Below are 12107 nucleotides of genomic sequence, written 5' to 3'. Positions count from 1 at the left end.
AGGAATTTGATGCACCTGAAAAAGCCTGAATTAAGTTGAGAAATATAGCATATTATCCGATCGGCGATCGCGGGAGAACGGGCGATTGTTCGAGGGAGAACGGGCGATCGTCCGTTAAAGCTCCCTCGGCGTTGTAAAAACTGTTTAACGCCGCCAAAAATAATTACATACCTACACAAATTAGCGCGGCTTACCAGACTTTATATCTCCGAAAAAAAGCGAGAAATTTTAAGTAGACTGTGGCTGTTGGTTTAACAAACCCGGCGCTGCCTAGGATGTTGTTGCGGAAGCTTAGCTGGCGTATTATTTCTGATATATTTGCCACAATTTCACTTTCCCTTCCAAGATCAAAATATGCTAGGCTAGAATTTTTCCACAGCTTAAGATACACCATGACGTATGTATCAATCATTAGAAGAGTCAGCCATTTCGACTAACCCATCTACGGAACCGTCCTCTCTAATTCTCATAGTGGATGACGATGCCTTGATTCGTTTGCAACTTCGACTGTATTTACAGAAGGAAAAATACCGAGTGGTGGAAGCTAGTGATGGGTTGACAGGGCTAGCAGCTTATGAGGAAGTACATCCAGACCTGATCCTGCTAGATGCAGTGATGCCTACTATGGATGGTTTTGCTTGTTGTCAAAAATTATCTGAAGTGCCTGAGAGCGATCGCCCACCTATTTTGATGATTACTAGCTTGGAAGACCAAGAATCTGTCGATCGAGCGTTTGCAGCAGGAGCGGCTGACTATATCACTAAGCCGATTCACTGGGCTGTTCTGGGACAGAGAGTGCGGCGGTTGATTCAGCAATTCCACTTGCAACAGCAACAAACCCTACTTTACAAGCAGCTAGAGGCCGCCAATCGACAATTAAAATACCTAGCCTCAATAGACGGTTTGACTCAGATTGCCAATCGCCGTCAGTTTGACGAACACCTAGAGCACGAGTGGCGACGCATGACGAGGCAGCAAACTCCTTTGTCACTAATTTTGTGTGATATCGATTTCTTCAAGCCTTACAACGATACTTATGGACACCAGGCAGGGGATGTATGTTTACAGCAAGTTGCCGCAGCTCTCAATGGCAGTATTAATCGAGCTGGAGATTTAGTCGCACGTTATGGAGGTGAAGAATTTGTAGTGATTTTGCCCGACACAGAGCTTGAGGGAGCCGTACACATTGTTAAAAAAATGCAGGCTAGCATCCAAGCTTTAGCAATAGTCCATAAGAGTTCTCCGAATCATTGCATTACGCTCAGCTTCGGTATTACCACTGTGATTCCCACCCAACAGAGCCTGCCAGAAACTTTAATTACTGCTGCCGATGCAGCACTTTATCAAGCCAAAGACCAAGGTCGTAATACTTTTTGTACCAAGACTCATACAGTTAATGAGTGAACTCATTAAATCATAAGAATAAAAACTATGCCTCCCGTAATTTGGAATAATTTTTTCTTAAAAGTTGAGCGAAATATCAAGTCCTGCATCAGTAAGCCTTGGTTTTAGTATAGCGGTTCTCAATAAAATGAGGTACACACCGCTTGCAACTGATGCCCACGGAGGCCACGGAGGCCACGGAGGCCTATGCCCGCCAGAGCACCTCCTGTTACTGAGAAAGGCTATATTAAAGCTTAAATAATCGGTGGTGCGATCTTCAGGGAAATTGTCAGGTAAATAACAGATCGGCTCTCTAGCGCTTTTTTTATCGGAATCAGGTCATATTCAGCAACTAGCGATTATCAAAGTTTATGGGAGGGCCTAGCTCAGTGCGTGATAAAAGATGGTTAGGTGCGATCGCCCTTCTCACTGGTGCGGGTTTTCTGGGCAACTATTTCAGTTTCTCTCTTTTATTTGGGGTTGATTTCCTCTTTGGCAGTATTGCAATACTGATTATTACTTACTACTTTGGCTGGGGCTGGGGAGCCTTGGCCAGTCTAATAGCAGGCAGCTATACTTATGTCCTTTGGAATCATCCATACGCCACAATTATTTTGGTAATTGAGGCTCTGTTTGTAGGGTTTCGTTGCAAGAAGCGCAAAGATCCGAACCTCCTTTTAGTTGATGGGATTTACTGGTTCTTAATTGGGATGCCTCTCGTTTGGCTTTTCTACCGTCAAATGCTGCACATGGAAGCGGCTCAAGTCCTGCTAGTTATGTGCAAACAAGCAGTCAACGGCATTTTTAATGCCTTAGTTGCCAGCTTTATCATTGTTTATGCACCCGTTGATAAACAGGTTGATCGTTCAAAGAAGATCCATGCCCTCTCATTAAAACAAACTATTTTTCATCTGTTGGTTGCTTTTGTCTTTATTCCAGGACTGCTCCTATTAGTTATTGATGGTAGATACTGGCTCGCTCAAATTCAGACGACCGTGCAAACTGAGTTACAAACAAACGGGACAAATCTCTGTAGCGGTGTATCTAGATGGTATCAGCAACATCTCTTAGCCTTGAATACATTAGCTGAAAAAGCGCTCATCCCTGAAACCGCCACTGCTGCTAATCAAGCGATTCAATCATCCGATCGACTGCAACAAGACATTAGCCTGATCGAGCAGTGGTTTCCAGATTTCGAGAACATTTATGTGGCTGATTCATCTGGAACAGTTTTAGCAGCCTCTTCTCCTTTAAATCAAACCCGTCGGCGGTTGATTGAACAAAGCACCCAACATAAATCTCTAATTACCCTGGCTCAACAGGGGTTGAGACCTTGGATGACTCCTATTCACAACGATTTATTAATTGACGAACCTCATGTAGCATTGAATGTTCCCCTGCAAGTTCAAGGTCATTTCCTTGGGCTGATCCACGGTTCATTAGCATTGAGCCAGATCCAATCTCTATACATTTTCCAGAAAAACAATCAGCAACTACGCATTACATTGCTCGATCCAAACAACCGACTGATTGCCAGCAATCAATCCGACCAAAAGCTTTTGAACTCTGTTCAGGAGTCAAAAGATGGCAGCACTCGCACCTTAGAGGGAACCTTGCAGCAGTGGGTTCCTAGCAAGGGCAACTATCCGATGATCCGTTGGAAAAACTCTCTATATATACAGGAATTTACGATTAACCCTGCTGAGCTGAACTGGAGATTACGCTTAGAAATTCCAGCAGAGTCCTATGTAGAAAATTTACAAAGTCGCTACAGGATAGATCTGATTATTCTTCTGGTCATCACAATGTTGGCATTTTTGTTGGCAACGGTGGTTAGCGAACGACTGGTCAAGCCGTTATCCTTTTTAGCTTTGGCGACTACTGACTTACCCAACCAGCTTTCAGAAAAAACATTTGAATGGAAACATAGTTCTGTTACTGAAATCAATGAGCTTGCTAGCAATTTTCAATTGATGGCGATCGCGCTAAATCAAAAATTTAGGGAGATTAAACACGTCAACGCTACATTAGAACAGCGGGTTCAAGAACGAACGCAAAGATTATCCAAAATCAATCGCTCTCTGAAAGCTGAAATTAAGAGACGTAAACAAGCCGAAGCTGAACTAAGAACAAGAGAGGCGGCAATACGAGCTTTATATCAAGTCACTGCTAGCCAAAATCTCAACTTTGAGCAGCGCATCCAAGCCTTGATTGACATGGGATGTCAGACCTTTCGGCTTGAATGTGGCATCTTGGCTCGCGTGCAAGATAATCGTTATGAGGTGATGGTGGCACGATCGCCGGATGGAGTCCTGAAACCAGGTGATGCCCTTGAGATTAGGCAAACTTTGTGCTGTGAAGCTTTAGACACAAATGAACCCCTAACCATCCAACATACAGGCACCTCAAAATGGCGTTACCATCCTGCCTATCTTGCCTTTGGCATAGAAGCTTATATTGGAACACGAGTTTTAGTTGCAGGCAAAGTCTACAGTACCCTCAGCTTTTCTAGCAAATATCCCCGTGCAGGCAGCTTTAAATCTGCCCATGTGGAATTGCTGAAGCTGATGGCTCAGTGGATTGGTAGTGAAATCGAACGGCATCAGGCAGAAGTCGCTCTGCAAGCGAGTGAAGAGCGGTGGGAACTCGCCCTACGCGGTAGTAATGATGGGGTATGGGATTGGAACATAAACACCAATGAAGTATTCTTCTCGGCTCGGTGGAAAGAAATGTTGGGCTACGAAGACCATGAAATCCCCAATTACCCGGACGAATGGACCAAGCGGGTGCATCCCAACGATCTCGGTTGGGTGATGCAAGTAATTCAAGATCACTTTGAGGGCAAAACTCCCTTTTATATTACAGAACATCGAGTGCTTTGCAAGGATGGGAGCTACAAATGGATTTTGGCTAGAGGGCAAGCGCTTTCGGATGAAGCGGGCAGAGTTGTCCGTATGACTGGTTCTCACAGCGATATTACCGAGCGCAAAAAGTTAGAGCAGGAAATTCAAGCCCGAGAGCAATTATTGAATGCTTTCTTTAAAGGAGCTTCTCTGGCAGGAGTGGGGCTATGTATCCACGATCGGCAGTTTCGATTTTTACAAATCAATGAGGCACTAGCTGAGATTAATTGCCACTCTGTGGAGGCTCACTTAGGTAAGACAACTGATGAGATGTTGGGGGAATTTGCTCCTGGTATAAATGCACTGTTACAACAGGTTTTAACGACAGGGCAACCTTCCATCAGCTTGGAAATGAGCTCAGAAGTATCCAGCCAAACAGATGCCAAGCGCTACTGGCTCGTTTCTCACTTTCCCATTTTCCAGGATGCAGAGCAGCCTATAGCAGTGGGTTGCATTCTGATTGAAATTAGCGATCGCAAACGCGCCGAAGCGGAACTGCAACAAATGAGTGCAGCGCTAGAAAATGCCGTAGCAGGCATTTCTCGGCTCGACCCTCAAGGAGGCTATATCTTCGTTAACGAAACTTATGCCACCATCTGCGGATATCAGCCAGAGGAAATGCTAGGGATGGAATGGCAAAGAACCGTTCATCCCGAAGATGTTGGCAGGATGGTGGCTGCTTATCAACAGATGTTGAGAGATGGCAGACTCGAAGTGGAAGCCAGGGGGATGCGAAAAAATGGCTCTATGTTCTATAAACAAGTGGTGATGGTCTCTGCTTATGACGAGCAAAATGTCTTTGTGGGGCATCACTGCTTCATGAAGGATATTAGCGATCGCAAGCAGGCAGAAGAAGCACTACAGCGACAGTTGCAAAAAGCCCTACTGCTGAAGCAAATTACCCAAGAAATTCGTCAAAGCCTCAATGCTCAGCAGATATTTGAAACGGCTGCTATTCAGATTGGGCAAACTTTTGGGGTCAGTCGCTGCTTAATTCGCACATACTTGAACCATCCACAGCCTCAGTTTCCTGTCGTTGCAGAGTATCTAGCACCCGGATTTGCCCCCAGCGGGGAGCATGACATTCTGGCCGCGAGTCCTGCTTATACAAAACAGTTGATGGCTGGGGATGAAGCGATCGCCTCCCCGGATGTCTATTGCGATTCATTGCTTAACTCTGCTCATTCTATTTGTACCAGTCTCGAATTGAGATCGACATTAGCAGTGCGAACTTCTTACCAAGGAGAACCGAATGGTGCCATTTGTTTGCACCAGTGCGATCGCTACCGTCGTTGGACTCCCGATCAAGTGGAGTTGCTAGAATCCGTCGCGGCTCAAGTAGGAATTGCCCTAGCTCAAGCCAAATTACTAGAGCAAGAAACTCGACAACGAGAAGAATTAACTCTGAAAAACTTTGCCCTGGAGCAAACTAGACGGGAAGCAGAAGCAGCGAGCCGAGCCAAAAGTGAGTTTCTGGCGATGATGAGCCATGAAATTCGCACTCCCATGAATGCGGTTATTGGCATGACGGGACTACTGCTCGATACAGAACTCAAGGCTCAACAGCGAGACTTTATCGAGACGATTCGCAATAGTGGGGATACCCTTCTGAGTATCATCAACGACATCCTGGACTTCTCCAAAATTGAGTCGGGCAAGCTGGAGCTAGAAATGTATCCCTTGAGCTTGAGAGATTGCGTAGAAGGTGCGATCGACCAACTTGCAGTTAAAGCAGATCAGAAGGGGATTGACTTGGGCTACCTCATTTACCCTCAGACTCCTAAGTTCATTTTGGGTGATGTCACCCGTCTGCGTCAGATTCTAGTTAACTTGCTCAACAATGGGATTAAGTTTACCGAAACTGGGGAAGTGACCATTTCGGTGCAAGCCTCTCTAGTTGATTCTGACAAAACGATTTCTGAGCCTGGGAACTTGTCAGAAAGCTTGTATGAAATCGAGTTTGCCATTCAAGACACAGGGATTGGCATTCCAGCCAACCGCCTCGATCGACTGTTCAAGTCTTTTAGTCAAGTAGATGCTTCGACGACTCGGCAGTATGGAGGGACTGGTTTAGGTCTGGCGATTAGTAAGCGACTTTGTGAAACGATGAACGGCATGATTTGGGTCGAGAGCCGAGGCCACGTCGCAGGAACCCCTTCCCCAAAATGGCAAGCCGCTCAGCCTCATCGAATCACAATGGGTTCTACCTTCTACTTCACGATTGTCGCACCCGCTGTTGCTACTGAGTTAGAGGAACCAATGGAAATAGTACCAGAACTATCTGGCAAGCGTTTATTAATCGTGGATGACCAGCCCACTAACCGACAAATTCTGACGCTGCAAGCCCAGAGTTGGGGGATGCAGAGTCTGGCTGCCCAATCGGCTGTGGAAGCGCTCAACTGGCTTGAGAGTGGAGAAACGTTTGATGTCGCTATTTTAGATATGCAAATGCCACAAATGGACGGCCTCACACTCGCCTCAGCCATCCACCAGCATCCTAAGTCCCACCGTTTACCTCTGGTGCTGCTGACTTCAATGGGCAAACCAGAAGCGAGTTCTTCAGCGCTCTCCACCCACTTTGCGGCTTGTTTAAGCAAACCCATCAAACAATCCCAGCTCTATGAAGTGCTGACTCAGGCACTACAAGCTCAACCGACAAAAGTTCAACAGCGGCCCCCTAGCTCTGTTCAGGATGATATTAAATTGGCTCAGAGACTCCCGCTGCGAATTCTGTTAGCAGAGGATCATCTGGTGAATCACAAGGTGGCACTGCTGCTGTTAGAGCGTTTGGGATACCGGGCTGATGTTGCTGCCAATGGATTAGAAGTCTTGGAAGCCCTGCACCGCCAGCCTTATGATGTAGTGCTGATGGATGTACAAATGCCAGAGATGGATGGACTAGAAGCCAGCCGTCGTATTGGTGAGGAGTGGCCTGCTCATGCTCGTCCCTGGATTATTGCAGTGACGGCGAATGCCATGCAGGGCGATCGCGAGCTTTGTCTGGATGCTGGCATGAATGACTATATCAGTAAACCGATTCGAGTAGAGGCTCTCATCCAAGCGCTGAGTCAGTGTCCACCCAACCAGGAACAGCAGCAGGCCCAAAAGCAGGAATCAGATAGCAACAAGCCAGAAATTGATGTGCCAGCGGTTAACCTTACAGAACTGCAAGCCTTCTGTAGCAGCATTGATGAAGATTCAACCCAGATTTTGAGCTTGCTGGCGAACTGCTACTTTGAGGAATCTCTCAAGTTGCTACAAGCTATGAAATTAGCGATCGCCCAAGCGGATACTCAAAGCCTAAACCGAGCCGCTCATACCCTCAAAGGCAGCAGTGCGAACCTAAGCGCGGCTCCTCTGGCCCAGCTTTGTGCCGCGCTAGAAGTTATGAGTACCTCGGGTGAACTCGATCGAGCCTCAACCCTTTTGGCTCAAATCGAGGTTGAGTACGATCGTGTCAATAATACTCTCCAACAAGAACTACAAAAGAGCGAAACTAATCTATGAAAGTCAATTAAATAGGCATCTTTTGGCATCAGGACTTAGGCAACCGTCACACGCCATGCCGCAAGCCGGCTATGCGATCGCATACGCACGATCGAGCCTGATTCCAAATCTGTTAGCATCGGAATTTTTCATATTTCTCTGCTTTTCATCTGCGTGAATCAGCGTCAATCCCTTGTCATCTGCGGTTAATACATTCTCTTTTTTTAACCGCACCTGAGGGCAGACTAACACAGATTAACGCAGATTAATTATATCAATTATGGTGGCAGCGTCCGTGATTGTTGATTGTTGACTCTTGGCTGGATTTTACAATAATGACTAATGAGGAATGACTGCTGGCTGCTGTCGAAGCGGAATCTCGATGGCAAACTCAGTACCTTTCCCCAATTCCGAATTGCATTTTAAAACGCCACCGTGTTTTTCTACCACAATTTGGTAACTAATTGACAGTCCCAATCCTGTACCTTTCCCCACCGACTTAGTGGTGAAAAAAGGGTCAAATATGCGTTTTCTCATAGATTCCGAAATTCCCGTGCCGTTGTCAGAAATCCGAATCACCGCGCTAGGAATAGTGCCATTAAGTTTCCCGACCGAAGTAGAGATTTTAATTTGAGGAGCCACCGATTGGTCAGCGAGCAACTTGTGCGAATCTAAAGCATCGATCGCATTCCCAATTACATTCATAAACACCTGATTCAACTGTCCAACATAACACTCAACCAAAGGCAAAGTGCCGTATTCTTTCACTAGCACAATGTTTGCACTGTCCCCATTAGATTTCAGCCTGTGCTGTAAAATTAACAGCGTGCTGTCAATCCCTTCGTGAATATCAACCGCCTTCATTTGACTTTCGTCAAGACGAGAGAAATTTCTTAAAGACAGAACTATTTGACGGATGCGATCTGCTCCCACCTTCATTGACGATAGCAATTTTGGCAAATCTTCTAGCAGAAACTCCACGTCAATATCTTCACTCAATTTGTCTATTTCAGGACTAGAATCGGGATATTGCTGCTGGTAAAGTTCCAGCAAACTCAGTAAGCTAGCAGTATATTCACTAGCGTGATTGAGATTGCCGTAAATAAAATTAACCGGATTGTTAATTTCGTGAGCAATTCCTGCTACCAGTTGCCCCAAACCAGACATTTTTTCAGTTTGAATCAATTGAGCTTGAGTGTGCTGCAAATCTTTTAAACTTTGAGCGATTTGTTCTGCTTGGCGTCTAGTTTGAGCTAGCAAATCGGCTTGTTGGATAGCTACGCCTAACTGATTGCCAATCTGAGCTAAAAAGTTAACTTCTGAACTTTCCCAACAGCGGGGTCCAGAATGTTGATAGGCTGTGAGCAAACCCCAAAGTTCTTGTCCTACAAAAATCGGCGCGATCGCATAAGCCTTCACTTGGAATTGCTCTAAAATACCGACAACACACTCCGAGTGGGAAGCTTGATATATATCGTCAACGGCTAGAGTTTCATTATTGACATACCTGCCACCTCGGTTTTCCTGCAAATAAGTATCTTGCCAAACCGTACTGATACCTTCCCCTATCAATTTTATCCAGCCATCTTTCACAAACTCTGCAACATATTGGCCGCCCCAATCAGGATTAAAGCGATAGACAGCAATTCTATCGACTTGCATAAACTGACAAACTTCTTGGGTTGCAGTCTTAAAAATTGCGTTGATATCGAGAGATTCTCGAATCTTTGCCACCACTTCAAACAGTATCCGCTGTTGCTCGGCTGCCGCCTGCAAATCGATCGTTTGCTGGCGCGTTTTAGCAAGCAAATCTGCTTGTTCTAATGCTACGCTCAACTGAGATCCTACTTGCGTAGAAAACTGGATTTCCGAACTGTTCCAATTGCGGGAACTGCCGCACTGGTGCACGCACAGCAAGCCCCAAAGTTCGCTGCCCTTCATCAGCGGCAGAATCAACTGAGATCTAATTTGAAATTGAGCTAAAATAGCAGCGTGGCAGTCGGAGAGTCCCGCACTTTCGATATCTGGCAGCACTTGAATGCGTCCCTGGCTGTATTTATTTGCATAGTTCTCTCCAAAACAACGATCGCGAATTTTCACATCCATTGCTGAAGGAAAATCTGGCAAAACATCTTCGGTAATAAATTGACCTTCATTAAAATTTGAGTCCGTATCGAAGCGATAAATGCAAACTCTATCTGCCTTTAAAATGCGCCGCAGTTCTGTAGTTGTAGTACGAAAAATTGTATCTAAATCTAGAGATTGTCGAATCTTAGCAACTACCTCAAACAGTATCCGCTCCTGCTCGGCTGCCCGTTCCAACTCAACTGCTTGCTTCTGAGTTTGAGCGAGTAAATCTGCTTGTTCTAAGGCGATGCTGAGCTGAGCGGAAATTTGGGTAGCAAACTTAATTTCGGAAGATCCCCAGTTGCGGGGAGCCGAACATTGGTGTAGGCACAGCAACCCCCAAAGGTCGTTGCCTTTCATAATCGGTGCAACTAAAGTAGCTTTGACCTGAAATTGCTCCAATACTTGCTCATAACAATCTTGCAGTCCGGCCTGTCTGATGTCGGACATTGCGTGAACTCGCCCCTGAGAGTAGAGATTGGCGTAGTTTTCTCCAAAGCAGCGATCGTGCACTTTGACTGCCATTGCTGACACAAAATCTGGCAAAACATCTTCGGCAACGAATTCACCGTCGTTAAATTCCGACGCGGGATCGAAGCGGTAAACCGCAACTCTATCTGCATTTAAAGCCCGCCGCACTTCCTGGGACATCGTGCTAAAAATCTTGTTCAAGTCGAGGTATTTCCGCATTTTTGCCACCACCTCAAACAGCACTCGCTGCTGTTGGGTCAACTGCTGCAGTTGAGCTGTGCGCTCTTGAACTTGATTTTCTAAATTAGCGTTAAGTGCGTCTATTTCTTGGTGTAGTTGGTAGCGGTTAATTGCCTCAGCAAAGTGCCTGCCCAAAGTTTGTACTAATTCTATTTCTTCAGCCTTCCATTCGCTAATTTGGGCGGTTTTTGACTCTTTCCACGCTTCAAAAGATATCCGAGATTGGGCGAGCCGCTCGTCACTATCAAACTGTCTGGCCCAGAGAGTTTCGGTGTCAAATTCTTCTCGAAAAATGCTCAAGTAACCGAATATTTGCTGGCGGGTTGTGAGCGGTACGATTAAAATGCTCCGAATTTTGGTCGATCGAAATGCAGGTTGCAGGCTTCTCAAACTGCTAATTTTGTACAAGTCGGGAATTGCCCAAAACTGTTGCTCGCCGGATTTAAAATATTCGTGCCAGACGCTGTATTGCTCCAGGTGGGGGTATTTTGCCAAAATTTGCATCTTCGGCCCCTCCCCACAAGTGTAGACTTTGAGTGCCTGAGTGGAACTGTCCGAATAGGGAACTAAACTCGTAACCTTGCTGCTGTCGAAAATGAATGGTGTGGCGAAAATGCACAGCCTGCCGCCGGCTGCCTCTAGTGCTGCTACCGATTCTGCCAAAGCTGCTTGCAGTTCCATCGCCGGCTGGGAGTTAAGGGCTGCGACGACGCGGTTGACGGCAGTTTCCCGCATCGCTTTCGCCTGGGTTCGGGCGAGGAGGGTTGATTGGGCTATGGCGACGCCTAGCTGATCTGCCACCATCTGAACGCCTTGCAGTTCGTGTTCTGCGAAACTCCGGGACTCGGAGTGGTGAGATACCAACAACCCCCATAATTCTTCGCCGTGAAAAATTGGTACTACCAAGCAAGCCTTGACGCCGAGTGCCATCAAGTATTCAGCATGGCAGGGGTCAACCGGGCGAAAGCGCACTTCGTCGGGCAGCAGTTGACCGGAAACCGCGTCGCGGTGGGGACTTTGGCCTAGCAGCCCGGAATCTATATCGACGATCGATCGCACCTGTACTTGCGCGAACAGTTCGCGGGCGTGAGGGGGAATATCGTCGGCTGGAAAATGCAGTCCCAATAGGGATGGCAAGCGGTTGCCGTTAATTGATTCGGCAATCACTTCACCACTGCCGTCGCTATGAAACTTGTATATTTTTACTCTGTCGGTTCCCAAGAACGATTGAACTTCCGCTGCTGTTGCGCTCAGAATTTCTGGCAGTTCTAGAGAGCGGCGAATGCGGTTTGCGATGCGATCGAGTAAATTTGCTCGATCGAACATCGCCTTGAAATTTTCGATCTTTAATGAGTCCATTATTAATCTTTTGCTTTCCTAGCAATAACAGTAAGCCGCCCAAAAGTTTTGTGCCTGTTAAAAAATTCGGCAAGCACAGCCATTTAATAAAATATAAATATCCTGATGGCGATCGTCGATTAGTTTTTCACCTGTAGC

At 46.3% G+C, this 12107-nt stretch carries 3 protein-coding genes; 2 read left to right on the top strand and 1 reads right to left on the bottom strand.

What is annotated here, in order from left to right; all coding sequences use genetic code 11:
- Positions 1-399: 399 nt before the first annotated feature.
- Positions 400-1404: a PleD family two-component system response regulator gene (locus QUA71_RS21095; RefSeq protein ID WP_333287969.1), complete on the top strand. Its 1005-nt coding sequence runs from the start codon at positions 400-402 to the stop codon at positions 1402-1404.
- A 350-nt stretch (positions 1405-1754) separates the two neighbouring features.
- The gene (locus QUA71_RS21090) at positions 1755-7793 is read left to right on the top strand and encodes a response regulator (RefSeq protein ID WP_445243813.1); all 6039 of its coding nucleotides are present in this window, start codon (positions 1755-1757) and stop codon (positions 7791-7793) included.
- Between the two features lie 318 nt (positions 7794-8111).
- Here QUA71_RS21090 and QUA71_RS21085 read toward each other — a convergent pair whose 3' ends face one another.
- Positions 8112-11969: a GAF domain-containing protein gene (locus QUA71_RS21085; RefSeq protein WP_333287965.1), complete on the bottom strand. Its 3858-nt coding sequence runs from the start codon at positions 11967-11969 to the stop codon at positions 8112-8114.
- Between the last annotated feature and the right edge of the window lie 138 nt (positions 11970-12107).

The organism is Microcoleus sp. MON1_C5 (assembly GCF_036701875.1).
GTDB lineage: Bacteria > Cyanobacteriota > Cyanobacteriia > Cyanobacteriales > Microcoleaceae > Microcoleus.
The sequence above is the reverse complement of the archived record's forward strand: the minus strand, read 5'-3'. Positions and strand labels throughout refer to the sequence as shown.

What these genes read in the sequence shown, in the direction of transcription:
- QUA71_RS21095 (WP_333287969.1), top strand. Translation starts at nt 400, where the DNA reads ATGTATCAATCATTAGAAGAGTCAGCCATTTCGACTAACCCATCTACG.
- QUA71_RS21090 (WP_445243813.1), top strand. Translation starts at nt 1,755, where the DNA reads ATGGGAGGGCCTAGCTCAGTGCGTGATAAAAGATGGTTAGGTGCGATC.
- QUA71_RS21085 (WP_333287965.1), bottom strand. Translation starts at nt 11,969, where the DNA reads ATGGACTCATTAAAGATCGAAAATTTCAAGGCGATGTTCGATCGAGCA.